16 protein-coding genes, 1 tRNA gene, 4 rRNA genes, 1 other RNA gene and 1 other annotated feature are annotated in these 26,581 nt (G+C 41.6%); of the genes, 5 read left to right on the forward strand and 17 right to left on the reverse strand.

The window, feature by feature from the left end:
- Window positions 1–477 precede the first annotated feature (477 nt).
- The 10 genes from AA0017_RS19175 to AA0017_RS19220 form a co-directional block, all read right to left on the reverse strand.
- Window positions 478–2,028: ribosomal RNA gene (locus AA0017_RS19175) — 16S ribosomal RNA — on the reverse strand.
- Between the two features lie 386 nt (window positions 2,029–2,414).
- Window positions 2,415–2,678: a pro-sigmaK processing inhibitor BofA family protein gene (locus AA0017_RS19180; protein ID WP_413377050.1), complete on the reverse strand. Its 264-nt coding sequence runs from the start codon at window positions 2,676–2,678 to the stop codon at window positions 2,415–2,417.
- Window positions 2,679–2,744: 66 nt separating this feature from the next.
- Window positions 2,745–2,966: a YaaL family protein gene (locus AA0017_RS19185; protein WP_413377052.1), complete on the reverse strand. Its 222-nt coding sequence runs from the start codon at window positions 2,964–2,966 to the stop codon at window positions 2,745–2,747.
- 15 nt (window positions 2,967–2,981) lie between these two features.
- A complete protein-coding gene (gene recR / locus AA0017_RS19190) occupies window positions 2,982–3,578 on the reverse strand; it encodes a recombination mediator RecR (protein WP_003324331.1) in 597 nt (198 codons plus the stop codon).
- Between the two features lie 11 nt (window positions 3,579–3,589).
- Window positions 3,590–3,901 (reverse strand): YbaB/EbfC family nucleoid-associated protein, encoded by a 312-nt coding sequence (locus AA0017_RS19195; RefSeq protein WP_413377055.1) that lies wholly within the window; start codon window positions 3,899–3,901, stop codon window positions 3,590–3,592.
- 24 nt (window positions 3,902–3,925) lie between these two features.
- Window positions 3,926–5,608: a DNA polymerase III subunit gamma/tau gene (gene dnaX / locus AA0017_RS19200; RefSeq protein ID WP_413377057.1), complete on the reverse strand. Its 1,683-nt coding sequence runs from the start codon at window positions 5,606–5,608 to the stop codon at window positions 3,926–3,928.
- Window positions 5,609–6,058: 450 nt separating this feature from the next.
- Window positions 6,059–6,324, reverse strand: an RNA gene (ffs, locus tag AA0017_RS19205) — signal recognition particle sRNA large type.
- A 110-nt stretch (window positions 6,325–6,434) separates the two neighbouring features.
- Entirely contained in the window at window positions 6,435–6,917 is a 483-nt protein-coding gene (tadA, locus tag AA0017_RS19210; protein WP_413377059.1) for a tRNA adenosine(34) deaminase TadA, read from the reverse strand.
- 169 nt (window positions 6,918–7,086) lie between these two features.
- Window positions 7,087–7,179: transfer RNA gene (locus AA0017_RS19215), tRNA-Ser, on the reverse strand.
- A gap of 268 nt (window positions 7,180–7,447) precedes the next feature.
- Complete coding sequence (locus AA0017_RS19220; protein WP_413377061.1) at window positions 7,448–9,052, reverse strand: glutathione ABC transporter substrate-binding protein; 1,605 nt, start codon at window positions 9,050–9,052, stop codon at window positions 7,448–7,450.
- A gap of 330 nt (window positions 9,053–9,382) precedes the next feature.
- On the opposite strand from AA0017_RS19220, the gene nikC reads away from it, so the two are divergent.
- The 4 genes from nikC to AA0017_RS19240 are packed head-to-tail and all read left to right on the forward strand — an operon-like array spanning window position 9,383 to window position 13,260.
- On the forward strand, window positions 9,383–10,279 hold the full coding sequence (nikC, locus tag AA0017_RS19225; RefSeq protein ID WP_413377063.1) for a nickel transporter permease: 897 nt from the start codon (window positions 9,383–9,385) through the stop codon (window positions 10,277–10,279).
- 15 nt (window positions 10,280–10,294) lie between these two features.
- Window positions 10,295–11,215 carry an ABC transporter permease gene (locus AA0017_RS19230; RefSeq protein ID WP_413377065.1) on the forward strand — a complete coding sequence of 307 codons (921 nt, stop codon included), beginning with the start codon at window positions 10,295–10,297 and terminating at the stop codon, window positions 11,213–11,215.
- 28 nt (window positions 11,216–11,243) lie between these two features.
- Entirely contained in the window at window positions 11,244–12,266 is a 1,023-nt protein-coding gene (locus tag AA0017_RS19235) for an ABC transporter ATP-binding protein (protein ID WP_413377067.1), read from the forward strand.
- On the forward strand, window positions 12,247–13,260 hold the full coding sequence (locus AA0017_RS19240; protein WP_413377069.1) for an ABC transporter ATP-binding protein: 1,014 nt from the start codon (window positions 12,247–12,249) through the stop codon (window positions 13,258–13,260). Before AA0017_RS19235 ends, AA0017_RS19240 begins: the two co-directional genes overlap by 20 nt.
- Before the next feature lie 141 nt (window positions 13,261–13,401).
- Here AA0017_RS19240 and serS read toward each other — a convergent pair whose 3' ends face one another.
- From serS to guaB, 3 genes are all read right to left on the reverse strand, one after another.
- A complete protein-coding gene (serS, locus tag AA0017_RS19245) occupies window positions 13,402–14,679 on the reverse strand; it encodes a serine--tRNA ligase (protein ID WP_413377071.1) in 1,278 nt (425 codons plus the stop codon).
- Window positions 14,680–14,783: 104 nt separating this feature from the next.
- Window positions 14,784–15,009, reverse strand: a binding site (T-box leader).
- Window positions 15,010–15,187: 178 nt separating this feature from the next.
- The gene (locus tag AA0017_RS19250) at window positions 15,188–16,486 is read right to left on the reverse strand and encodes a D-alanyl-D-alanine carboxypeptidase family protein (RefSeq protein ID WP_413382723.1); all 1,299 of its coding nucleotides are present in this window, start codon (window positions 16,484–16,486) and stop codon (window positions 15,188–15,190) included.
- A 161-nt stretch (window positions 16,487–16,647) separates the two neighbouring features.
- On the reverse strand, window positions 16,648–18,105 hold the full coding sequence (gene guaB / locus AA0017_RS19255) for an IMP dehydrogenase (RefSeq protein ID WP_413377073.1): 1,458 nt from the start codon (window positions 18,103–18,105) through the stop codon (window positions 16,648–16,650).
- A 130-nt stretch (window positions 18,106–18,235) separates the two neighbouring features.
- Between guaB and AA0017_RS19260 the strand changes: the two genes are divergently transcribed.
- Window positions 18,236–19,192 carry a YaaC family protein gene (locus tag AA0017_RS19260; RefSeq protein WP_413377075.1) on the forward strand — a complete coding sequence of 319 codons (957 nt, stop codon included), beginning with the start codon at window positions 18,236–18,238 and terminating at the stop codon, window positions 19,190–19,192.
- A 503-nt stretch (window positions 19,193–19,695) separates the two neighbouring features.
- Here AA0017_RS19260 and AA0017_RS19265 read toward each other — a convergent pair.
- From AA0017_RS19265 to AA0017_RS19280, 4 genes are all read right to left on the reverse strand, one after another.
- On the reverse strand, window positions 19,696–19,827 hold the full coding sequence (locus AA0017_RS19265; protein WP_413377077.1) for a hypothetical protein: 132 nt from the start codon (window positions 19,825–19,827) through the stop codon (window positions 19,696–19,698).
- A gap of 436 nt (window positions 19,828–20,263) precedes the next feature.
- Window positions 20,264–20,379: ribosomal RNA gene (gene rrf, locus AA0017_RS19270) — 5S ribosomal RNA — on the reverse strand.
- 59 nt (window positions 20,380–20,438) lie between these two features.
- Window positions 20,439–23,379 (reverse strand): 23S ribosomal RNA (locus AA0017_RS19275).
- 534 nt (window positions 23,380–23,913) lie between these two features.
- Window positions 23,914–25,464 (reverse strand): 16S ribosomal RNA (locus AA0017_RS19280).
- Together the 16S, 23S and 5S rRNA genes form the textbook arrangement of a ribosomal RNA operon.
- Between the last annotated feature and the right edge of the window lie 1,117 nt (window positions 25,465–26,581).

The raw sequence follows: 26,581 nt of genomic DNA on the forward strand, positions 1-26,581 counted from the left end.
TCACGTACGGGTGTACGCTCCATTCTTTCGAAGCTTCGTTTCCTCGATCTCCTTGTTGCTTTTTGCCAAATTTGACTTCCGATTTTCGATTGCTCGAATCTCGTTGGTCGTATTATCAAAGGTTTGATATGAATTCTTGACATTCTCGTTCGTCTATCGTTATAGACTCCGATGAATTAATCATGTTTATCTTATTATCTAGTTTTCAAAGAACCACTTGGCTGCGAATCAACGGCGGATTTCTTCGTCCATTTCCTTCTTCCGATTCTCACGTGCTAAAGCACGCTCCGAGTCTCCAGAATTTCATGTCCTCGAACTCCTTGTTGCTTCTTGCCAACAGACTTAGATGTTCGATATTCTCAAACGTCTTAGCTGTTTTAAATTTGAAAGATTAGCTCTTTCAAAACTGAACAAAAAGACCGAAGCGCCTTACACATCAAAGATGTATAAGTTCGACTAGAGTTAAATACTCCATAGAAAGGAGGTGATCCAGCCGCACCTTCCGATACGGCTACCTTGTTACGACTTCACCCCAATCATCTGTCCCACCTTAGGCGGCTGGCTCCAAAAGGTTACCCCACCGACTTCGGGTGTTACAAACTCTCGTGGTGTGACGGGCGGTGTGTACAAGGCCCGGGAACGTATTCACCGCGGCATGCTGATCCGCGATTACTAGCAATTCCGGCTTCATGTAGGCGAGTTGCAGCCTACAATCCGAACTGAGAATGGCTTTATGGGATTGGCTCGACCTCGCGGTTTTGCTGCCCTTTGTACCATCCATTGTAGCACGTGTGTAGCCCAGGTCATAAGGGGCATGATGATTTGACGTCATCCCCACCTTCCTCCGGTTTGTCACCGGCAGTCACCTTAGAGTGCCCAACTTAATGCTGGCAACTAAGATCAAGGGTTGCGCTCGTTGCGGGACTTAACCCAACATCTCACGACACGAGCTGACGACAACCATGCACCACCTGTCACTTTGTCCCCCGAAGGGGAAAGCTCTATCTCTAGAGTGGTCAAAGGATGTCAAGACCTGGTAAGGTTCTTCGCGTTGCTTCGAATTAAACCACATGCTCCACTGCTTGTGCGGGCCCCCGTCAATTCCTTTGAGTTTCAGCCTTGCGGCCGTACTCCCCAGGCGGAGTGCTTAATGTGTTAACTTCGGCACTAAGGGCATCGAAACCCCTAACACCTAGCACTCATCGTTTACGGCGTGGACTACCAGGGTATCTAATCCTGTTTGCTCCCCACGCTTTCGCGCCTCAGCGTCAGTTACAGACCAGAGAGTCGCCTTCGCCACTGGTGTTCCTCCACATATCTACGCATTTCACCGCTACACGTGGAATTCCACTCTCCTCTTCTGTACTCAAGTCTCCCAGTTTCCAATGACCCCTCGGGGTTGAGCCCCGATATTTCACATCAGACTTAAAAGACCGCCTGCGCGCGCTTTACGCCCAATAATTCCGGACAACGCTTGCCACCTACGTATTACCGCGGCTGCTGGCACGTAGTTAGCCGTGGCTTTCTGGTTAGGTACCGTCAAGGTGCCGACCTATTCGAACGGCACTTGTTCTTCCCTAACAACAGAGCTTTACGATCCGAAAACCTTCATCACTCACGCGGCGTTGCTCCGTCAGACTTTCGTCCATTGCGGAAGATTCCCTACTGCTGCCTCCCGTAGGAGTCTGGGCCGTGTCTCAGTCCCAGTGTGGCCGATCACCCTCTCAGGTCGGCTACGCATCGTCGCCTTGGTAAGCCATTACCTTACCAACTAGCTAATGCGCCGCGGGCCCATCCCGTAGTGATAGCCGGAGCCATCTTTTACAAAAGAACCATGTGATTCCTTTGATTATCCGGTATTAGCACCGATTTCTCGATGTTATCCCAGTCTACAGGGCAGGTTGCCCACGTGTTACTCACCCGTCCGCCGCTAACCTCTGGGAGCAAGCTCCCTTTGGTTCGCTCGACTTGCATGTATTAGGCACGCCGCCAGCGTTCGTCCTGAGCCAGGATCAAACTCTCCGTTAAAGGATAAGCTGATTCGCTCATTTTTGCTGGCTAGCTTCAGTTTTCACTGAAGTTCCATTTGCATTGATTTCTCAATGACTAACATTGACGAGATACCTTGTATCTCTTTAATTCGCTTGGCTTTTGTTCAGTTTTCAAAGAACTTGTTTCGCTCATTGGCGACTTATCTAATATATCACTTCGACTCATTCAAGTCAACAACTTTTTTTCATTAAAATATTTTGTTTAATGAGTTGTTTTTGCTGTGCGTCTTAGCGACAAGAAATAATATACCATAGTAATCTAATATCATGCAATAGTTTTTTAAAAAATATTATAAAATAAAAAAATCAACGCCTCAACGCTGATTTCTACTAACCTCCAGTAAAGAATTATCTCACCGTTTATTATAAAATTAATTGCTTTACTACTATAAGTAAAACGACTCCTGGAACACCTAAAATTCCAGAAACAGCAGTTGTAATCCCATTTATCGGAATATGGAAGTTAAATGAAGCACCTACTACGTTGATAAAGAATAACAATAACGCACCAATAATAAACCTCACTGACAACTGTCCAATAAACCTTAGCGGCTTTAAAGGAGCACCTATTAACAACAATAACAATACTACCCCTAAAAGAATACCTACAACCCAACCAGGACCCATCATATCACCTCACAAGAGCTCGTCTTATGGATATATATATGAAATAAAAGAAAAAAAAGAACAAGCCTAAAGCTTGTTCTTTCTTACTTGACGAATTCTTGCTTCTCGGATAAGAAATGAATAAAGTGATTCTACTAATTTCATTTGTTTAATCGAATCATCAGATGGATCAAAACTATGCTCCAAATAATGACGATGATTATCATACTTCATTTTCATTCGATCGATAGCTTGAAGTAGACGTTCATCCTCTTCCCGACGAAGCTTCCCTCTTTTTCGAAAAAACACGGCTAATCGACCACCTTATAATTCTCTTCTACCTTCCATCGCTTTAGAAAGAGTGACTTCATCTGCATATTCCAAATCGCCTCCAACTGGGAGTCCGTGAGCAATTCTCGTTACTTTAATTCCAGTTGGTTTAACTAACCTAGAAATGTACATAGCAGTTGCTTCTCCTTCAATCGTTGGATTTGTTGCAATAATAATTTCTTGAACTTCATCACTTTGAAGTCTTTTCAGCAACTCAGGTACTTTAATGTCTTCAGGACCAATCCCATCCATCGGTGAAATCGCTCCATGAAGCACATGATAAAGTCCATGATATTCCTTCATCTTCTCCATCGCAATAACATCCTTCGACTCTTGAAGCACACAAATTATTGAACGATCGCGTGCCTTATCTTCGCATATGCGACAAGGATCAATATCCGTAATATGATGACATTCGCTACAATACGTTAAATTCCTTTTCGCATTTACTAATGATTTAGCAAAATCAAGAACATCATCTTCCTTCATATCTAATACAAAAAAAGCTAAACGACTAGCTGTTTTTGGGCCGATACCCGGCAATTTCATAAAACCCTCAATTAGTTTAGCTATCGGTTCAGGATATTGCAAAGCCTAACCTCCTAGAACATTCCTGGAATATTCATCCCTTTTGTGAATTTACCCATATCTTGTTCTACTAATTCATCTACTTGCTTTAATGCTTCATTTGTAGCCGCTAAAATTAAATCTTGTAACATTTCAACATCTTCCGGGTCCACTACATCCTCAGCAATTTTCACATCAACGATTCTTTTATCTCCACTCGCAATAACGGTTACCATCCCACCGCCAGCTGTAGCTTCAACCGTCTTTTCTTTTAATTCTTCCTGAGCTTTTAACATTTGCTTCTGCATTTTTTGCATTTGCTTCATCATATTTCCCATGTTCTTCATCGTATCCATCTCCTTAAATATTCATTAATCAACCACTTCAACAATTTCATCGCCAAACATTTTGATTGCTTCATCGATAAGTGGGTCTGCTTGTGGTTGTTCACTTGAAGTTGTTTGACCTTTTACAAAATCTTGTTTCACTTTTTCCCAATGGCTATTTAACAGCGTCACATAACCAAAAGGCTTTCCTAGCTGCTCACTTAAGACCACCTCTAGAAATTCACGAAACTTTGTATCCATCATATCACGGTGCATTTCATTTTGGAATGACAAGAGTACCATTGAGTCTGATGCAGCAACTGGTTGCCCGTCACTTAACCAAGCACTTGCAGGGATATTTTGAGCTTTAACACGCTCCATAATATTCCCCCAACTACTTGTCACTTCTTGTAACTTCACCTTATTCGCTGTCTTTAGCATTTCCGTTGCCTTCGATAATGAGATCCTAGCTTGCGGTGCCTGTTTCCTCACTCTTTTTTGTCTACCTTCTGACTTTTCTTGTTGAGATGGTGTTACCCCACCTCCATTTTGCATTTTTCTTAATGCATTTTCAAGTTGAGTTATTTTTTCTTCCACTTGAGGAGAAATTGGTTGATTTACCTCTTTTTCCATCAGCTGTTTTGTTTGTTGATTCATTAACTTCACGAGGGCCATTTCAAGAAAGATTTTTGGGTGGATCGACCACTTCATTTCCTGTTGACTCGTATTTAACAATTCAATCGCTTCATATAACCAAGTGAGCTGAAATTGCTCACTTAATGTTCGTAGCCTATCATCTACTTTAGCACGTTCTAATAGATGTTCTGCGTTTGGTGCTGTTTTAAATAAAAGAATATCACGAAAATAATAAACTAAATCCTCTAAGAGACGATGCGGATCCTTGCCGTCCTGAATAAGCCGATCAAGTAACTCTAGTGCTTTTGCTGTTTCTTTTTCTTGAATCGTCACTACTAAACTTGAAAGGGTTTGTTCTGAAACCGCCCCTGTTATTGTGAGGACATCAGATAAAACTAACTTTTCTTCCGCAAAAGAGATCGCTTGATCGAGCAAACTAAGTGCATCCCTCATTCCACCCTCTGCAGCTCGAGATATCATCATAAGCGCTTCTTCTTCTGCCTCAATTTCGTCATGGGTCAAAATTTCATTCATCCGACCGACCATCGCTTCATTTGAAATTCTTTTAAAGTCAAAACGCTGACATCTAGATATGATCGTCAAAGGAATTTTATGTGGTTCTGTCGTCGCTAAAATAAAGATAACATGGGCAGGCGGTTCTTCTAGTGTTTTTAACAAAGCATTAAAAGCCCCAGTGGAAAGCATATGTACCTCATCAATAATATAAACTTTGTAACGAACTTCATTTGGAGCGAACTTCACCTTATCTCGTATATCTCTAATCTCATCGACACCATTGTTGGATGCTGCATCAATCTCAATAACATCAACAATTGCCCCACTCGTTATTCCCTTACAAGCCTTACACTCATTACAAGGCTCTGCTACTGGAGCTTGTTCACAATTGATCGCTTTTGCAATAATCTTAGCCGCACTTGTTTTCCCTGTCCCTCGCGGACCTGAAAATAAGTACGCATGCGAAAATTTATTTTGTACGAGAGCATTTTGTAGTGTTTTCGTAATATGTTGTTGACCGACCACGTCTTTAAGAAGCTGTGGACGCCACACCCGATATAAAGCCTGATAACTCACCTAACACCCTCCTCCCTTACACTAATCTTCTATATAAATATTATATCCTCCCCACAACCACAATTCAAAAAGAAAAGCGGAGACCGTTCGCTCACAAGCGAGGAAAAATACAGGAATGGCTATAAAAGTCGCTCTTTGACTTTAATAGACAGGCCGATTTTTCCCGAGCTTGTAACGGTCGCAGCTAAATCATGAAAAGCGGAGGTTGGCGGTTAGGAACGACGAAAAATCTAGAACGGCTGCAGAAGTCGCTTTTTGACTTCTAAAGACGGGCGGATTTTTCCCGAGTTCCTGCCAACCATAGCTGGATCATGAAAAGCGGAGACCGTTCGCTCACAAGCGAGGAAGAGAAATATTATTCCTCATCCAAACTGCGACGCCCTCTTCTTATGAATAAGAAAAAGAACACAGCAGAAAACTGTGTTCTTTTTCTTTATATAAAATTTGATACCGTGCACCTTTCCTCGATAATATCATCCTAAGCGTTACCTAAGCAGTTAGCTCAGCCCAGGCGACTCTGCGGCACACGGAAGGGTCCACTTACTGCTGCTTCCTTCCGGACCTGACAGGGTTCATGGGTTTCCATTGCGCAGAACCCAAGCGTCAACACCACTTACTTAGGTCAGACCAAACGATGATAAAACCTCAAAAAGGGATTCAACCTCGCTACAGCGGATTGCGAGTTCAGGGCACCGCTACCTCCCCGCCTAGCACGGCAAATTGAATAACAATATTCATTGCGTCAATCCGACGCATAATTAAGTATAGATGGTTTGACCCAAAAATGCAAGGGGCATCACAAATCATCCATTAACAAACAAAATGATTACTTTTGTTTTAAATCCTTTTTCTTTTGCCTCAACGCTCTAAAGAAGTTGGATAGCTTCCCCCCGCACTCATCAGCTAAACACCCACTATCGACTTCTGTTTGGTGGTTAAATCGCCGCTCTTGTAATAAATCCATTAACGATCCTGCACACCCTGCTTTCGGATCGTAAGCACCAAAAACAACCCGATCAATTCTCGATTGAATAATGGCCCCAGCACACATTGGACAAGGCTCTAAAGTGACATATAGCGTGCAACCAGAAAGTCTCCATGCCTCTAGATTCTGACAAGCTTTTTGAATCGCAAGTAATTCTGCATGTGCGGTCGCTTGCGAATCAATTTCTCTGCGATTATAAGCGGTCGCAATAACCTCTTCACCTTTGACGATGATCGCCCCTATCGGTACTTCACCTAATTTTTCCGCTTTATCCGCTTCCTCTAAAGCAAGTTTCATCCATTTATTATCTTCAGAAGATAACATACACTCTCCACCTTAACTACCCTTTAACTTCTATTATATACTCTATCAAATCTTTGTTATAAAGTGAATCTTCCATTAATAAGAGAAAGACAGATTACTCTATTTTGCTTGCTAATTGTAAATAAAACAAAAAACACTACCGAGATGGCAGTGTTGTATCATTAAAATATGGCGGAGGAAGAGGGATTCGAACCCCCGCGCGGTTTAACCCGCCTGTCGGTTTTCAAGACCGATCCCTTCAGCCGGACTTGGGTATTCCTCCGTATCAATTACTGACAAGAAATATCTTAACATGACTAAAATAAAATATCAAGCCAATTTTAAAAAATAATAAATAAAGAGCTATCAAATTAAAACGGATGCTTTCATAAAACTTATTATGATAGTAGCCTTTCCTATTTAATTAACACCTTACTTTCACAGAAATCATTTCACAGCTCTCACAATGTAAAAGAGCTTGTCGACTGTTTATCGTTGTCGACAAGCTTGAAGTTCACAGATAACCCAATTCCTGTGAGCTTTATTCTTTACTACTGAATCGTTACTTCATTTAATAGTAGAATATCAGTTGGTGTTTGAACAAGACCTTGAACTTCATTTCTATATCCTAATAAGAACTCTTGGTGATGGATATATAGCATTGGTGCTTCTTCAATTAAGATTTCTTGAGCTTGCTCATATAATTCTAAACGCTCTTGTTCATCAGAACTACGACGAGCTTGATCTAATAAATCATCTAACTCAGCATTGTCAATAAATGTACGGTTACCTGGAGTACCGTGTTGAGAAGAATGGAATAACGCATACATTCCGTAGTCTCCGTCACCCGTTACAGTCGACCAACCAAGGATAAACATCTCATGCTCACCATTAGATGTTTGCTCTAAGTACGCACCCCACTCAAGAACTTCAATATTAACTGTAATCCCAATTTCAGCTAATTGAGCTTGTACAGCAACTGCTGCGTTTGTACGCTCTGGGCTGTCATTTGTCCAAAGGGTTGTTGAGAAACCATCTTCATAACCTGCTTCAGCTAATAATTCTTTCGCACGTTCTACATCGTAAGGAATTGGCTCTGCATTTTCACTGTATCCGAATACAGCTGGAGCAAGAGGTCCAATCGCTGGAATACCAGCACCATCATACACACCATTAATAATATCGTCTTTGTTAATAGCCATTGAAACCGCTTGACGAACTTTTACATCATCAAAAGGTTCTTTTTCTACATTAAAACCAAAATAAGATAATGAAACAGATGGTGTTCGTGTAATTTCAAGATTATCAATTGCTTCTACTTGAGCAACATCAGATGGAATGATTGGGTGAGAGATATGAGCATCACCTGTTTGTAAGTTCGCAAGACGTGTACCTGGCTCAGATACCACTCGGAATGTAACGCCATCTAACTTCGCTTTTTCACCCCAATAATCTTCATTACGAGTTAAATTAATTTCTTGTCCTGGATTCCAGTTTTCAAATTTGAAATAACCTGTTCCAATCGGACCTTCATTAATAACAGCACCTGGATCTCTTCCTTCTTCCATAGCTGCATAATCTGCATCAATTAATTCTTTAGAAATCATACCACCACCATTATGAGCTAAGTTCGCTGCTAATGGAGCATATGGATATTCAGTAATAAACTCAATTGTATAATCATCAATAACATTAATTTCCGTAATCATGTCATATAAGAATGAACGTGGAGAGGCAACATCTCCATCTAGAATACGTTCAATGTTCGCTTTAACTACTTCAGCATTAAACTCTGAACCATCGTGGAATGTTACTCCTTCACGAAGTTGAAACTCCCAACGAGTTGGGTCTTCTTCATCTTGAGTCCACTCTGTAGCTAGTCCAGGTGTTAAGTTTAAATCTTGATCTTGTACAACTAAAGCTTCATAAATATTATAGGCAACATTACTTGAAGGCGTATCGTTAGAACCATGAGGGTCTAATGAAACCGCATCTGAATTTTGATTAATAATTAAAGTTCCACCCGCAGTTCCTTCTTCGCCTGTTGCAGAATCATCGGGCTCATTTGTATCATTTCCTGCTCCACACGCTACTAAGACAATGCTCAAAAACATTACTAATAGCGTCAAGAAAAATGAATTTTTTGACACTTTCATTTGTGTATTCCTCCTACAATTGTTAGATTTTTTTGTGAAATTAACAATATCAATATAACTTATTAAATCCTAAAAGACAAGTAAATACAAAAAAATTCATACAACTATCCTTAGAAAAAACCACGTTTTTACTTATTTTTACTAATAAATAAAGGACTCCCAAGAATCTACCTAATTAACTTAATAGTCTAAATTTATTAGTATATTTATTATTTTCTTAAAATTTTTTTATTTTTTTAATATTATTTATCGTGATATAATCATTCGGTATCTATTTTCACAGAATATTGTTGAAAAATTATAATTTTTACAAGAAAGGATGAACAATCTATGAGTCAAGAAGTGAATACACCTTCAACTTCTAGTCCACCTCCTGTAAATGCGAGATTAGAGAGCTGGAAAACCTTCTTTAAAAAATTGCGTAAAAATAAAGCCGCGATGTTTGGTGGAATTTTGATTTTATTCTTCATAATTGTCGCAATCATCGGACCATATATCGCTCCCTATTCACCTAGCCAAGTGAATTATTCGATGAAACTAGCTCCACCATCGGCCGATCACTGGTTCGGGACAGATCATCATGGTCGTGATATTTTTAGCCGCATTATTCATGGTATGAAAATTACTTTATCAATTGGGTTTGTATCCGTATTTGTTAGTGCGATTATTGGAACAGTTGTTGGGATTATATCTGGTTATTATGGCAAAAGAACCGATGCGATTATTATGCGTATTATGGATGTTTTACTTGCCTTCCCTGGTATTCTTTTAGCTTTAGCGATTGTTTCTGTATTAGGTCCAAGTATTGAAAATGTCATTATTGCCGTGGCCATTTTCTCTATTCCTGTTTTTGCCCGTATAGTTCGTGGTTCGACACTATCAGTGAGAAAGTTAGAATATATTGATGCGGTCAAAGCTCTGGGAGCATCTGATTTCAGAATTATCTTTAAACATATATTGCCAAATGTTACGTCACCTTTAATTGTTCAAACAACATTAAGTATCGCAACCGCGATTTTAACTGCAAGCGGTTTATCGTTTATTGGTTTAGGAGCACAGCCACCTTCTCCTGAATGGGGAGCTATGTTAAGTGATGGAAGAAGTTATTTATATCAAGCAGGTCATGTTGCTTTTTTCCCAGGTATGATGATTGTTATCGTCGTTCTTGCCTTTAATATCTTCGGTGATGGATTAAGGGATGCACTTGATCCAAAAATGAAAGCATAGAAAGGAGGAGCTATTTTGATTAAATTTATCATACGTCGACTCATTCAAACGATCCCTGTCCTCATTGGGGTATCTATTGTAGTTTTTGGTTTAATGTTCCTTATTCCAGGTGACCCAGCTCAAATTATCGCTGGTGAAAGTGCTTCACAACAACAAATTGAACAAATGCGTGAGCGCTTAGGCTTAAATGATCCCGTTCCTGTTCAATATTGGAACTTTGTTAGTAACGCGGTTCAAGGAGATCTAGGAAGCTCTATTCGGAGTGGTCGTGATGTTACGAGTGAAATTATGCTACGTTTTTGGACCACAGTGGAGTTAGCTTTATATAGTACGATTTTAAGTGTCTTTTTAGGATTAATTGCTGGAGTTATTTCAGCAACTAGACATAATACGTATATCGATTCGGGGATTATGCTAGTTGCCCTTTTAGGATTATCGATGCCAAACTTCTGGCTTGGCCTTATGTTAATTAAATACTTTGCCGTAGATTTTGGGATGTTCTCAGCCTCTGGTTGGGGTGAATTTAGACAAATGGTCTTACCAGTTATTACTCTTGGGACATCTGGTGCTGCGGTTATCGCAAGGATGACACGTTCAAGTATGCTAGAAGTTATTGGACAAGATTATATTCGAACAGCCCGTGCTAAAGGGGTAAAAGAACAAATCGTTATTTATCGACATGCTTTAAAGAACGCTTTAATTCCTGTTGTGACCGTTGTTGGTTTATCTTTTGGTTCCCTACTAGGTGGTACTGTTATTACGGAGCAAGTTTTTGCGATTAATGGTATGGGACGTTTAATGATTGATGCCATATTAGCAAGGGATTTCCCGATCGTTCAAGGAACTGTTCTTGTCGTTTCCTTACTCTTTGTACTCGTAAACTTACTTGTAGATATTGCCTATCGTGTCTTAAATAAACGTATTGATTTAGATTGATTTTTTTGTTGAAAGGGAGTGAAATTCAATGAGCACAAATGAAACAATACTTGATGTTCGAAACCTGCAAACATCATTCTTTACGAGTGAACTAGAAGTAAAAGCGGTTGATGGTGTTTCTTTTAAAGTTCCAAAAGGGAAAACGATTGGGATCGTTGGTGAATCTGGTTCTGGTAAAAGTATTACATCATTATCAATTTTACGTTTAATTCAAAATCCCGGAAAAGTAGTTGGTGGAGAAGTTCTCTTTAACGGTGAAAATATATTAAAAAAATCAGAAGCTCAAATGAGAAAAATTCGTGGAAATGACATCTCAATGATTTTCCAAGAACCAATGACATCTTTAAACCCAGTTTATACAGTTGGTCAACAAATTGGCGAAGCTTTTCAAATTCACGAAAAGCTTGGTAAAAAGGAAGCAATAAAAAAATCAATTGATATGTTGAAACTTGTCGGAATTCCGTCTCCTGAAAAGCGTGTCCACCAATATCCTTTTGAATTATCTGGAGGAATGCGTCAACGTGTCATGATTGCAATGGCCCTAGCCTGTAACCCGAAGCTGTTAATTGCGGACGAACCGACAACAGCTTTAGATGTAACAATTCAAGCTCAGATTCTTGAATTAATGAAAGATTTACAAGACCGTCTAGGAATGTCGATTATTATGATCACCCATGACCTAGGTGTTGTAGCCGAAACATGTGATTATGTAGCAGTTATGTATTGCGGAAAAGTCGTTGAATATGCTTCTGTAAAAGACTTATTTAACAACCCGAGACATCCTTATACAGTAGGGCTTCTTAATTCCTTACCACGACATGATGAAGATGTAGAAGGCGAGTTAGAAATCATTCCTGGTTCTGTACCAAGTCCCGCTGAAATGCCAACCGGTTGTCGATTTGCTCCACGTTGTGCTTATGCAAGTGATATTTGTAAAGAGCTTCCGCAACTTGAAGAAGACGAAAATGGAAATCAAATTCGCTGTTGGATTTACTCAGAAGAGTGGGATGGCGACCCGGAGGTAAACGTCTATGAAAAAAGAACTACTTAAAGTCGAAAATTTAAAACAGTATTTCCCAATTAAAGGCGGCCTTCTTGGTCGTACTGTTAACCATGTAAAAGCAGTTGATGATATTTCCTTTACCATCTATGAAGGCGAAACGGTTTCTATTGTAGGGGAATCTGGTTGTGGTAAGTCAACAACAGGACGAGCCATTCTTCGTTTAGACGAACCTACTGCTGGAAAAGTGGAGTTTGATGGGGAAGATTTACTTTCATTAAATAAAAGCGAAATGCGTAAAAAAAGAAAAGACTTACAAATCATTTTCCAAGATCCTTACGCTTCCATTAACCCACGTCAAACCGTCAGACAGGTGTTAGAAGAAGCAATGATCATTCAAAAAGTATTACCTAAAGATGAACGTGGGGAACGAATTCGTGAGTTAATGGAAACAGTTGGGCTTGGTGCTCACCAAATTGACCGTTTCCCTCATGAATTTAGTGGTGGCCAACGTCAACGTGTCGGAATTGCCCGTGCCTTGACAGTTGATCCAAAGCTAATCATTTGTGATGAAGCGGTCTCGGCTCTTGATGTATCAATTCAAGCTCAAGTCATTAACTTATTAAAAAGATTGCAGCGTGAGTTTCAATTAACTTATTTGTTTATTTCACATGACCTTGGTGTTGTTCGTCACATCTCGGATCGAGTTATCGTTATGTACCTTGGTCGAATTGTTGAAATTGCGGACAAAAAGTCTCTATTTACAAACCCGCAGCATCCATATACAAAAGCTTTATTATCAGCGATTCCTTCAACAGACCCTGAAAAGAAAAAGGAACGAATTATTTTACAAGGTGATGTTCCTTCACCGATTAATCCACCTACAGGCTGCCGTTTTCATACTCGTTGTCCATTTGCAACCGAAAAATGTAAAACAGACACACCTGAGTTACGGACAACAGACTTCATGAAAGAAGGTCATCAATCAGCCTGTCATTATATGGAAGAGATTGAAGCTGGAACTAGAGAACCTAAGTACGTATAATATTTCAAATGGCCTTGTTAAGTTCAATCTTAATAAGGCCATTTTTATTTCCCGAAAAATAAATTCGACAAAATTCCTTCTAAACTGAGTGTTCTAAACAAAAACGAGCAAGGGGCCCCTTACTCGTCTTCATCCTAACATTTATTTTGTTATGACTTCTTTTTGCCCCATATACGGTCTTAATACTTCTGGAATAACAACCGAACCATCTTCCTGCTGATAATTCTCCAAAATCGCAGCAACTGTACGACCAACTGCTAAACCTGAACCATTTAACGTGTGAACAAACTCAGGCTTACCTTTTGCTTCACGTCGGAATTTAATATTTGCCCGTCTTGCTTGGAAATCTTCAAAATTACTACAAGATGAAATTTCCTTGTACTCTCCGTAGCTTGGTAACCATACTTCAATATCATATTTTTTTGCTGCCGTAAAACCTAAGTCAGCACTGCACATGCTTAAAACACGATATGGTAAACCTAGTAGCTGTAAAACCTTCTCAGCATGAGAGGTTAATAATTCTAACTGCTCATAAGATTCTTCTGGTTTAACAAAACGAACAAGCTCTACTTTGTTAAACTGGTGTTGTCGAATTAATCCACGAGTATCACGTCCAGCAGAACCTGCTTCAGAGCGGAAACAAGCACTATAAGCCGTATATCCCATCGGCAACTCGTTCACATTTAAAATCTCATCACGGTGCATATTCGTTACAGGAACCTCAGCAGTTGGAATTAAGAAATAGTCCTCTTCTCTAATTTTGAAAGCATCCTCTTCAAACTTTGGCAATTGACCTGTTCCTGTCATACTTGTACGATTGACCAAATATGGCGGTAATAGTTCCTCATATCCATGCTCATCTTGATGTAAGTCCATCATGAAGTTAATTAATGCACGCTCTAGCCTTGCACCCACTCCTTTATAAAAGGTAAAACGGCTGCCTGTTACTTTAGCGGCACGTTCAAAATCGGCTAACTTCAAATCGGTTGCAATATCCCAATGAGCTTTTGCTTCAAATGAAAATTGCGGAACGTCCTTCCACTTCCGAATTTCGACATTATCCTCTTCAGTTTCACCGGTAGGAACACTGTCATGTGGAACATTAGGAATCGTTAGTAATAAGTGCTCCAGTTGTCCTTCAACTGCACGTAATTCTTCATCTAATCCTTTTACTCGCTCAGATACTTCACGCATTTCTTTTATTAAATGATCAGCGTCTTCTTTGGCACGCTTTAATTTTGCGACCTCTTCTGATACTTCATTACGACGACTTTTTAACTGTTCAACTTCTACAATTAAAGCACGGCGCTTTTCATCTAATTCTTCAAATTGATCAAGTCCAGAAATATCTTCTCCTCTTGTCTGTAACTTTTCTTTTATCACAATAAAATCATTTCTCAATCTTTTAATATCTAACATCTCTTATATCCTCCTTTTAATGGGTTCTTATTTTGTGAAAGGCACAATTTAAAAATGAAAAACCTTTCCTTATAAACGAAAAAAAACCTTCTTCTAATAAAAGAAGAAGGGACGAGCTTACACCCGCGTTGCCACCCAGATTGCATTTAGAATTAATCAAAATGCCAGCTTAAGTAATGATAACGGATAAACCGAACTGGTTTTAGTTAAAACTCCACTTTCCACCAGCTTACTCCAGGATGGATTCCAAAGACATTTTGATCGGTTCACAGCATCCACCGACTCTCTGAACAAAATAATCCTTGTACTATTTCCTATCAACGTTTTTTCATATATATGAAATCATTTTTTTAAAACCATATTAAGATAGTAATGCAGACCAGAACAAATGTCAATTCATGTTAATAATTAATTTGTCCCTTTAATATTAACTAGTCTAACCAATTACCTTCAATATAATACTGCACCGTTCGCTTCAAGTCATCTTAATTGACTGCAGTAAGTAAGCTTAACTTAACCAACCTTGGACCATATCAACAGCAGAGTTCCAAATTCCTGAGAAAAATCCACCGATACTTCTCATCATCATTGAGAACCATCCTGCCTTTTCAACAGCTTCATCAGTTGTTACTGGAACAGAAACACTCTCATCTGCAAATAAATAGTCTTCCTCATTCTCACCTGCATAGTTTAGTGTTAACACTCCTACCTTTTCACCCGCTTCAAATGGAGCAACAAGTTTGTTATCTTCATTTAAATATTCAGCGTTTAAACTTAATACAGGCTCGTACAATTCTTCCTCACCATTACGAACAACTATTTCTAACGCTTCTGTGCTTGATACTTTTACTTCCTTCTCTTTCCCTGATACAACAGGTACAAGCTCTTCCCCTTCAGGAATAAAGCCTGCTGGCACTACTTCTGTATAACTAAAATTATTAAAACCATAATCTAATAATTTTGCCGTTTCATTAAAACGATCATCGCGCGTTTCAGTTCTCATGACAACTGAAATCAAACGCATATCTCCTCGTTTAGCCGTCCCTGTAAAGGAGTTCCCTGCAGCAGTCGTAAAACCTGTTTTTAATCCATCAATACCTTCATAATCATGCTGTGGGACAATTGATGGGAGCATCCAGTTCCAATTTTGCATCGTTACTGATTCATCCGGTCCTGCATCGAATTCTTTTACAGGAATACTCGCCGTCTCTAATACTTCTGGATAATCTCGAATTAAGGCATAAGCAAGCTGCGCAGTTGCACGAGCAGACATCATATTCTCAGCCTCAGCATCCGTTCCTTCTGGATGATTTCCTGCAAGGTCTCGATTATTTAATCCTGATGAATTGACAAACTCATAATCTTCTAAACCAAGTTCTTCCGCCTTATCATTCATCATTTGAACAAAAGCTGTTTCTGAACCAGCGATAAGTTCAGCCAGAGCAATCGTTGAAGCATTAGCTGAATAAATAGCAACCGATTCATACAAGTGTTCAACCGTATAATGATAATCCTGACGTAATGGAACATTAGATAAATTAACATGTAAGGAAAGGGCACGTACATGATCAGAAATTGGTACCTCTTGATCTTTTGTAATTTTCCCTTCATCGAGTGCTTCTAAAATGAGATATTCACTCATCATTTTTGTCATACTAGCAATTGGTAAAACCTTATCTATATCTTTCTGGAATAGGATTTTTCCAGTTTTCGCATCTACTAAAATGGCGGTCTCTGCCTCTAAATCTACTGCAGCCTCCGCAGGTTTTGCTTGTCCAAACATCGTTACGACTAGGATTACAGCCATTAATGCTGTAAACCATCTTCTTGTTGCATTTTTGTTCACAACTACACCTCCACAAACGTTTCACATAAACTTAATCTTACCATATCCAAGCATAAAAAAATAGATAGAGATCACCCTATCTATTTTACAATTTAATAACTTTTTATAGTCCATTTTTTCTATTATAAAGAATAGTTTGGTGCTTCTTTAGTAATTTGAACATCATGTGGATGGCTTTCACGTAAACCAGCCCCTGTGATACGAATGAATTGACTATTGTCACGTAGTTCATTTAATGTCGCAGTTCCACAATAACCCATACCTGCTCTTAAACCACCAATTAACTGATGAATCGTATCACTTAATGGCCCTTTATAAGGAATACGCCCTTCTATACCTTCTGGAACTAACTTTTGAGCATCTTCTTGGAAATAACGATCCTTACTTCCCTTTTCCATTGCTCCAAGAGACCCCATTCCACGATATACTTTAAACTGACGTCCTTGGTAGATTTCTCTTTCACCAGGACTTTCAGAAACACCCGCTAAAAGACTTCCTAACATAACAGCATGCCCACCAGCCGCTAGTGCTTTTGAAATATCTCCAGAGTATTTAATCCCACCATCGGCGATAATTGGAATCCCATGTTTTCGTGCTTCCGTTGCACACTCATAGACAGCTGTTACTTGTGGAACTCCAATTCCAGCCACAATACGTGTCGTACAGATAGAACCAGGTCCAATTCCTACTTTCACAACACTTGCCCCTGCTTCAATTAAATCCTTTGTCGCTTCCGCTGTAGCCACATTACCAGCGATAATCGTTAAATCAGGATACTGGGTACGTACAGCTCGTACTTTATCTAAAACCCCTTTAGAATGACCGTGAGCCGTATCGATGACAATGGCATCCACGCCAGCTTCTACTAATGCCGCAATCCGTGTATCAGCATCTGCACTAACGCCTATAGCTGCACCCACAACAAGTCGTCCTTGAGCATCCTTAGCCGAGTTAGGGAATTCGATAACTTTTTCAATGTCTTTAATCGTAATAAGTCCTTTTAAAATTCCATCATCATCAACAAGTGGAAGTTTTTCAATTTTATACTGTTGTAGAATTTTTTCCGCTTCTTGAAGAGTCGTTCCTACAGGAGCAGTCACTAAATTTGCCTTCGTCATTACTTCATCAATTCGAATCGAATAATCTTCAATAAAACGTAAATCACGATTCGTCAGGATGCCTACCAGCTTTTGATTTTCATCTACAATAGGCACACCGGAAATACGATATTTGCCCATTAAATGCTCTGCATCAAAAACTTGGCGATCTGGAGTAAGATAAAATGGATTTGTAATAACTCCACTTTCTGAACGTTTTACGCGATCAACATGTTCCGCTTGCTCTTCAATCGACATATTTTTGTGGATGATTCCAAGTCCACCTTCTCGTGCGATTGCAATCGCCATTTTTGCCTCTGTTACAGTGTCCATACCCGCACTAATAATTGGAATATTTAATTGCAAATTATCTGATAGTTTTGTTTTAACAGAAACATCTCGAGGTAAAATTTCCGACTTCGCTGGTGTTAGCAATACATCATCAAAAGTTAAACCTTCTTTTTCAAATTTAGTCTCCCACATGATTAAATTCCCCTTCCCCTACAGGTTTTTACGTAAAATATTATTAGTAGCTTATCAACTGGGTAAACTACTGTCAAGATCAGAAAATTAATATAACTTTTCTGAATTTACTAACAAAAGAGGTTTTGTCATGAATATGGAAGCTACTCATCCTTTTTTACCCTATCTCTCTACCGAATATTCACGTGAGATTTTAACCAAACATTATCAAAAGGCAGGCATTGCTTATCCTGATAAAAGAAGCTATTCTACTTGCTATTCCTTTATTTCACATTTAAAGCATGGTTGTTTATACTACCAACAAGCTCAAGCTGCACCTTTAGAAATAAAACCCCTTCTCTTATTTTACGGTTTTATTCAATTGATGAAAGCCGTTATTTTAACAAAAGATGATCAATACCCAGCGAATAGCCAAGTATTAGCCCATGGAGTCACAACACGAAAAAGAAAGAAAACAACTTACCGCTTTTTAGATGATGAAGTCAAAATTCAACGAAATGGCTTGTTTAGCCACTTTCTTTTTCAATTGTTTCACATGAAACATGTTGAAGGAGAGAAACTTTTGATGAAAGATCTTTTAATACAAATTGCCGATCTTCATCCCCTTTTTGAAACACTTAGCGAAAAAAAAGAAGCATTTCCTTTAAAAAAAGACAAAGCTCATATTTTGATTCCAATTGATATACTAGACTCCTACCATATGACAGCAAATCGTTTTACTCAATTTCTTGAAAATAATATAAAAGATTCCTTCGGAAATATACGTCATATAAACATGACAGAAACAAAAGAATTTTTAAAAATTCCTTCTAATGTTATAAAAAAGAAAAGCCGAACACCATTTCTAAAAAACTTAAACAAGAATTATTTTCTTTTTACAGAAAAGGACAAGTATCTTCCATTCCCCGAAATCGCTTCTCATTATTTACTTCTTTATAATTTAAGTATGATCTGTCGATATGAAACGGAATGGTGGAGTGATTTACTCTCAACCTTTGATGGAAACGACTTACCCTTTATTTTAGCTTTCCTTGATATCGTCCCTCAAAAATCGATACAGTTGTTTCAAGAGCTTTTGTTACCTTAACCTTTTATGAATAAAGGAGTTGGAAAAAGCTAAAATGTTCAACAAAAATGCGAATAATGTACAACCTTAGCGGAAGAACTATGCTTAGACTGATCAAAGGCAAAGGTGAGACCTGCAGTACAAAAAGAGGTACTGAAAAGTCCTGTTATTTAGAATTGGGTTGGATGGTTTGGCTTACTCCACCACCTCCATACCCTAAGCATTCTGCGAGTCTTCCACTGGCTCCGTTTTAGTGTTTTTTATTGGTAACAAAACTTCATCTGGATCCACGTATCGTAATGAAATTTTTTCAGTGGTCTTTCGTAAGTTCGAGGAGGCTTACCACCGGGCCACAGAAAGCAAGTCTATTTCCGTAGCAAATAATAAACTGCCCCCGTAAATATATAGAAGCGACACGTAATAGCTTCTCAATTAAAGCTAACGTGCCGCATAAAGAAGAGCGAGTCGGTTTTATTTCTACTTATCCATTTGTTGAGACCTTTCACGTTGAACAATTACTTAAACTACTCTTCGGTTTTAGAACTCTGATCTTTATTTCTTTTAACTCCTTTACTGTTGTCTCCACTAATAGGTGTTTGCCCATGTAATTGTGGAGCATTTTGATTACGGCTTCCTTTATTATATTTTTTTGTCATATTAGTCATCTCCTTTCTTTTTTCATATACAGTTTGTCCTGTTTTGTTCATCTTATGTTTATTCAAATACGGTTTTATCCTATCAAGTCAATAAAACATTATATATTCCTAATCACCTTAAAAAAACACATCCCTAATTGGAATGTGCTTTATCTCTTGGCAACGTCCTACTGTCTCTTCGATTCTCTTCTTCAGGGAAGCAGGACATGTCGCTTTTTCTTCGAGGCTTCTCACGAGGTGACACGAAGACAACCGATTCGTCTCACACCCGACTCCTGGTTGATTCATGAGGCTTTTTCCATGATGGTTTTCATGAGGGTTTCTTTGAGAAGCCTATCCTCCGCAGATGCTGCCCTCTCGGGCCAGAGCTCTTCAGCGCCCGAGCGTTCTCTTTATGCATACTAAAAAACACATCCCTACTGGAATGTGTTTTATCGCCTGGCAACGTCCTACTCTTGCAGGGGGAAACCCCCAACTACCATCGGCGCTGAAGAGCTTAACGGCCGTGTTCGGCATGGGAACGGGTGTGACCTCTTCGCTATCGCCACCAAACTGTTGAGAGGGTTCTCTCAAAACTAGATAATTGATAAAACATGATGTCAAGAATAATAATGGATAAGTCCTCGACCGATTAGTATCTGTCAGCTCCACGTGTCGCCACGCTTCCACACCAGACCTATCAACCTCATCATCTCTAAGGGGTCTTACTGGATTAACTCCATGGGAAATCTCATCTTGAGGGGGGCTTCATGCTTAGATGCTTTCAGCACTTATCCCTTCCACACGTAGCTACCCAGCGATGCTCCTGGCGGAACAACTGGTACACCAGCGGTGTGTCCATCCCGGTCCTCTCGTACTAAGGACAGCTCCTCTCAAATTTCCTGCGCCCGCGACGGATAGGGACCGAACTGTCTCACGACGTTCTGAACCCAGCTCGCGTACCGCTTTAATGGGCGAACAGCCCAACCCTTGGGACCTACTTCAGCCCCAGGATGCGATGAGCCGACATCGAGGTGCCAAACCTCCCCGTCGATGTGGACTCTTGGGGGAGATAAGCCTGTTATCCCCAGGGTAGCTTTTATCCGTTGAGCGATGGCCCTTCCATGCGGAACCACCGGATCACTAAGCCCGACTTTCGTCCCTGCTCGACTTGTAGGTCTCGCAGTCAAGCTCCCTTTTGCCTTTGCACTCTACGAATGATTTCCAACCATTCTGAGGGAACCTTTGGGCGCCTCCGTTACTGTTTAGGAGGCGACCGCCCCAGTCAAACTGCCCACCTGACACTGTCCCTGAACCGGATCACGGTCCGAGGTTAGAATGTCAGCACAGTCAGGGTAGTATCCCACCGACGCCTCCACCGAAGCTAGCGCTCCGGCTTCCAAGGCTCCTACCTATCCTGTACAAACTGTACCAACATCCAATATCAAGCTACAGTAAAGCTCCATGGGGTCTTTCCGTCCTGTCGCGGGTAACCTGCATCTTCACAGGTACTATAATTTCACCGGGTCTCTCGTTGAGACAGTATCCAAATCGTTACACCATTCGTGCGGGTCGGAACTTACCCGACAAGGAATTTCGCTACCTTAGGACCGTTATAGTTACGGCCGCCGTTTACTGGGGCTTCAATTCAGAGCTTCTCCCGTAAGGGATAACCCCTCCTCTTAACCTTCCAGCACCGGGCAGGTGTCAGCCCCTATACTTCGCCTTGCGGCTTCGCAGAGACCTGTGTTTTTGCTAAACAGTCGCTTGGATCTTTTCACTGCGGCTCTCTCAGGCTATTCACCTTAATAGAGCACCCCTTCTCCCGAAGTTACGGGGTCATTTTGCCGAGTTCCTTAACGAGAGTTCTCCCGAGCGTCTTAGAATTCTCTTCTCGCCTACCTGTGTCGGTTTACGGTACGGGCACCTCTCACCTCGCTAGAGGCTTTTCTTGGCAGTGTAGAATCAGGAACTTCGGTACTAAATTTCCCTCGCCATCACAGCTCAGCCTTCGCGAGAAGCGGATTTGCCTACTTCTCAGCCTAACTGCTTGGACGCACATATCCATCAGTGCGCTTACCCTATCTTTCTGCGTCCCCCCATTACTCAAACGGTGAGGAGGTGGTACAGGAATTTCAACCTGTTGTCCATCGCCTACGCTTTTCAGCCTCGGCTTAGGTCCCGACTAACCCTGAGCGGACGAGCCTTCCTCAGGAAACCTTGGGCTTTCGACGGAGGGGATTCTCACCCCTCTTTTCGCTACTCATACCGGCATTCTCACTTCTAAACGCTCCACCAGTCCTCACGATCTGACTTCGCTGCATTTAGAACGCTCCCCTACCACTTACACCTGAAGGTGTAAATCCATAGCTTCGGTGATACGTTTAGCCCCGGTACATTTTCGGCGCAGAGTCACTCGACCAGTGAGCTATTACGCACTCTTTAAATGGTGGCTGCTTCTAAGCCAACATCCTGGTTGTCTAAGCAACTCCACATCCTTTTCCACTTAACGTATACTTGGGGACCTTAGCTGATGGTCTGGGCTGTTTCCCTCTTGACTACGGATCTTAGCACTCGCAGTCTGACTCCCGAGGATAAGTAATTGGCATTCGGAGTTTGACTGAATTCGGTAATCCTGTGGGGACCCCTAGTCCAATCAGTGCTCTACCTCCAATACTCTCACCTCGAGGCTAGCCCTAAAGCTATTTCGGGGAGAACCAGCTATTTCCGAGTTCGATTGGCATTTCACCCCTACCCACACCTCATCCCCGCATTTTTCAACATGCGTGGGTTCGGGCCTCCATTCAGTGTTACCTGAACTTCACCCTGGACATGGGTAGATCACACGGTTTCGGGTCTACGACGGCGTACTCATTCGCCCTATTCAGACTCGCTTTCGCTACGGCTCCGCTTTATCAGCTTAACCTTGCACGACATCGTAACTCGCCGGTTCATTCTACAAAAGGCACGCTGTCACCCATTAACGGGCTCCAACTAGTTGTAGGCACACGGTTTCAGGATCTCTTTCACTCCCCTTCCGGGGTGCTTTTCACCTTTCCCTCACGGTACTGGTTCACTATCGGTCACTAGGGAGTATTTAGCCTTGGGAGATGGTCCTCCCGGATTCCGACGGGGTTTCACGTGTCCCGCCGTACTCAGGATCCACTCTGGAGGAAACGAAGTTTCGGCTACGGGGTTGTTACCCTCTTCGACGGACCTTTCCAGGTCGCTTCACCTACTTCGTTTCTTTTTGACTCCGTATAGAGTGTCCTACAACCCCAAGAGGCAAGCCTCTTGGTTTGGGCTGTTTCCGTTTCGCTCGCCGCTACTCAGGAAATCGCATTTGCTTTCTCTTCCTCTGGGTACTTAGATGTTTCAGTTCCCCAGGTCTGCCTTCTCATACCCTATGTATTCAGATATGGATACCATCCTATTAAAGATGGTGGGTTCCCCCATTCGGATATCCCCGGTTCAAAGCTTACTTACAGCTCCCCGAGGCGTTTCGCCGTTCGTCGCGTCCTTCTTCGGCTCCTAGTGCCAAGGCATTCACCGTGCGCCCTTTCTAACTTAACCATTTCGGCTGCAAATCAACGGCGGATTTCTTCGTCCACTTCACCTTCTCAGTCATGTCACGTACGGATGTACGCTCCATTCTTTCGAAGCTTCGTTTCCTCGATCTCCTTGTTGCTTTTGACCAAATTTGACTTCCGATTTTCGATTGCTCGAATCTCTTTGGTCGTATTATCAAAGGTTTGATATGAATTCTTGACATTCTCGTTCGTCTATCGTTATAGACTCCGATGAATTAATCATGTTTATCGTTATTATCTAGTTTTCAAAGAACCACTTGGCTGCGAATCAACGGCGGATTTCTTCGTCCATTTCCTTCTTCCGATTCTCACGTGCTAAAGCACGCTCCGAGTCACCAGAATTTCATGTCCTTGAACTCCTTGTTGCTTCTTGCCAACAGACTTAGATGTTCGATATTCTCAAACGTCTTAGCTGTTTTAAATTTGAAAGATTAGCTCTTTCAAAACTGAACAAAAAGACCGAAGCGCCTTACACATCAAAGATGTATAAGTTCGACTAGAGTTAAATACTCCATAGAAAGGAGGTGATCCAGCCGCACCTTCCGATACGGCTACCTTGTTACGACTTCACCCCAATCATCTGTCCCACCTTAGGCGGCTGGCTCCAAAAGGTTACCCCACCGACTTCGGGTGTTACAAACTCTCGTGGTGTGACGGGCGGTGTGTACAAGGCCCGGGAACGTATTCACCGCGGCATGCTGATCCGCGATTACTAGCAATTCCGGCTTCATGTAGGCGAGTTGCAGCCTACAATCCGAACTGAGAATGGCTTTATGGGATTGGCTCGACCTCGCGGTTTTGCTGCCCTTTGTACCATCCATTGTAGCACGTGTGTAGCCCAGGTCATAAGGGGCATGATGATTTGACGTCATCCCCACCTTCCTCCGGTTTGTCACCGGCAGTCACCTTAGAGTGCCCAACTTAATGCTGGCAACTAAGATCAAGGGTTGCGCTCGTTGCGGGACTTAACCCAACATCTCACGACACGAGCTGACGACAACCATGCACCACCTGTCACTTTGTCCCCCGAAGGGGAAAGCTCTATCTCTAGAGTGGTCAAAGGATGTCAAGACCTGGTAAGGTTCTTCGCGTTGCTTCGAATTAAACCACATGCTCCACTGCTTGTGCGGGCCCCCGTCAATTCCTTTGAGTTTCAGCCTTGCGGCCGTACTCCCCAGGCGGAGTGCTTAATGTGTTAACTTCGGCACTAAGGGCATCGAAACCCCTAACACCTAGCACTCATCGTTTACGGCGTGGACTACCAGGGTATCTAATCCTGTTTGCTCCCCACGCTTTCGCGCCTCAGCGTCAGTTACAGACCAGAGAGTCGCCTTCGCCACTGGTGTTCCTCCACATATCTACGCATTTCACCGCTACACGTGGAATTCCACTCTCCTCTTCTGTACTCAAGTCTCCCAGTTTCCAATGACCCCTCGGGGTTGAGCCCCGATATTTCACATCAGACTTAAAAGACCGCCTGCGCGCGCTTTACGCCCAATAATTCCGGACAACGCTTGCCACCTACGTATTACCGCGGCTGCTGGCACGTAGTTAGCCGTGGCTTTCTGGTTAGGTACCGTCAAGGTGCCGACCTATTCGAACGGCACTTGTTCTTCCCTAACAACAGAGCTTTACGATCCGAAAACCTTCATCACTCACGCGGCGTTGCTCCGTCAGACTTTCGTCCATTGCGGAAGATTCCCTACTGCTGCCTCCCGTAGGAGTCTGGGCCGTGTCTCAGTCCCAGTGTGGCCGATCACCCTCTCAGGTCGGCTACGCATCGTCGCCTTGGTAAGCCATTACCTTACCAACTAGCTAATGCGCCGCGGGCCCATCCCGTAGTGATAGCCGGAGCCATCTTTTACAAAGGAACCATGTGATTCCTTTGATTATCCGGTATTAGCACCGATTTCTCGATGTTATCCCAGTCTACAGGGCAGGTTGCCCACGTGTTACTCACCCGTCCGCCGCTAACCTCTGGGAGCAAGCTCCCTTTGGTTCGCTCGACTTGCATGTATTAGGCACGCCGCCAGCGTTCGTCCTGAGCCAGGATCAAACTCTCCGTTAAAGGATAAGCTGATTCGCTCATTTTTGCTGGCTAGCTTCAGTTTTCACTGAAGTTCCATTTGCATTGATTTCTCAATGACTAACATTGACGAGATACCTTGTATCTCTTTAATTCGCTTGGCTTTTGTTCAGTTTTCAAAGAACTTGTTTCGCTCATTGGCGACTTATCTAATATATCACTTCGACTCATTCAAGTCAACAACTTTTTTTCATTAAAATATTTTGTTTAATGAGTTGTTTTTGCTGTGCGTCTTAGCGACAAGAAATAATATACCATAGTATCTTATTACATTGCAACAGTTTTATTAAAAATAAATAATTAACTCAACTTTCGCAGCGTATAATTGACTCTTAACCGTTGATAGAGATTGATTTTAGGGCGATACCATACTCAAATTGACTTTACATGGACGGTTCAATCGTTGACAGTCTGAACACATCTCTTCGTAGGCTGTTGAAGAAATCTGTTCACTAAAATGAAGCTCTTCGGCTAGTCGCTACCAAAACCATACTCCGCGTCCTGCAGGAACCTGGCGAGCCTCCTCGGTACACCTGTGGGGTCTCGCTCCACAGTTTATTCCTGCGGGAGTCTCCGTATGGTTTTGTCCGCTAAGTGTAGGGGAGAGGCTTGATGATATTGCTTTTTCCAAATCAGCTATTTCTAACGCAGAAGGACCTTCTTCTTCACTTTGTTGGTTATGGAACTAAATAGGTAGTTGCCACCTATTTTTTCCTAAGTCTGTAGTCATCAAAAGACAGGATAAACAAGCTCGATCATCTAGCTAATGTACAGAGCATCAACAATGATTTGTTTACAACTGTAACGGATTTAGTCATGGAAAGAGAAAAATCATTCTCAAGCTAATGTACGTTGAAGTCATGACTGTTTTTTTATTCAATGAGAAAAAGGAACCTAGATTCGATTCCAGTATCTAGCGGACAAACAGACACGGAGACCCCGCAAGCGTGCTGAGGAGGCTCATGAGGTTCCTGCAGGACGCGGAGTGTCTGTTTGGGAGCGACCGCCGAAGAAGAGCATTGTCTATTTTTTCTTAATGCACAGTTTATCCGTTTGGTGTAATAGTGCGTTCTCGCTTTTCAAACGTGTCAAGGGCATT

Origin of the sequence: Alkalihalobacillus phoenicis (assembly GCF_047302405.1) — a bacterium.
Classification (GTDB): Bacteria; Bacillota; Bacilli; order Bacillales; family Bacillaceae_D; genus Alkalihalobacillus.

What these genes read in the sequence shown, in the direction of transcription:
- serS (WP_413377071.1), bottom strand. Translation starts at nt 14,679, where the DNA reads ATGTTAGATATTAAAAGATTGAGAAATGATTTTATTGTGATAAAAGAA.
- AA0017_RS19265 (WP_413377077.1), bottom strand. Translation starts at nt 19,827, where the DNA reads ATGACAAAAAAATATAATAAAGGAAGCCGTAATCAAAATGCTCCACAA.
- AA0017_RS19250 (WP_413382723.1), bottom strand. Translation starts at nt 16,486, where the DNA reads ATGGCTGTAATCCTAGTCGTAACGATGTTTGGACAAGCAAAACCTGCG.
- AA0017_RS19195 (WP_413377055.1), bottom strand. Translation starts at nt 3,901, where the DNA reads ATGAAGAACATGGGAAATATGATGAAGCAAATGCAAAAAATGCAGAAG.
- nikC (WP_413377063.1), top strand. Translation starts at nt 9,383, where the DNA reads ATGAGTCAAGAAGTGAATACACCTTCAACTTCTAGTCCACCTCCTGTA.
- AA0017_RS19220 (WP_413377061.1), bottom strand. Translation starts at nt 9,052, where the DNA reads ATGAAAGTGTCAAAAAATTCATTTTTCTTGACGCTATTAGTAATGTTT.
- AA0017_RS19235 (WP_413377067.1), top strand. Translation starts at nt 11,244, where the DNA reads ATGAGCACAAATGAAACAATACTTGATGTTCGAAACCTGCAAACATCA.
- tadA (WP_413377059.1), bottom strand. Translation starts at nt 6,917, where the DNA reads ATGTTATCTTCTGAAGATAATAAATGGATGAAACTTGCTTTAGAGGAA.
- guaB (WP_413377073.1), bottom strand. Translation starts at nt 18,105, where the DNA reads ATGTGGGAGACTAAATTTGAAAAAGAAGGTTTAACTTTTGATGATGTA.
- AA0017_RS19260 (WP_413377075.1), top strand. Translation starts at nt 18,236, where the DNA reads ATGAATATGGAAGCTACTCATCCTTTTTTACCCTATCTCTCTACCGAA.
- AA0017_RS19240 (WP_413377069.1), top strand. Translation starts at nt 12,247, where the DNA reads ATGAAAAAAGAACTACTTAAAGTCGAAAATTTAAAACAGTATTTCCCA.
- AA0017_RS19180 (WP_413377050.1), bottom strand. Translation starts at nt 2,678, where the DNA reads ATGGGTCCTGGTTGGGTTGTAGGTATTCTTTTAGGGGTAGTATTGTTA.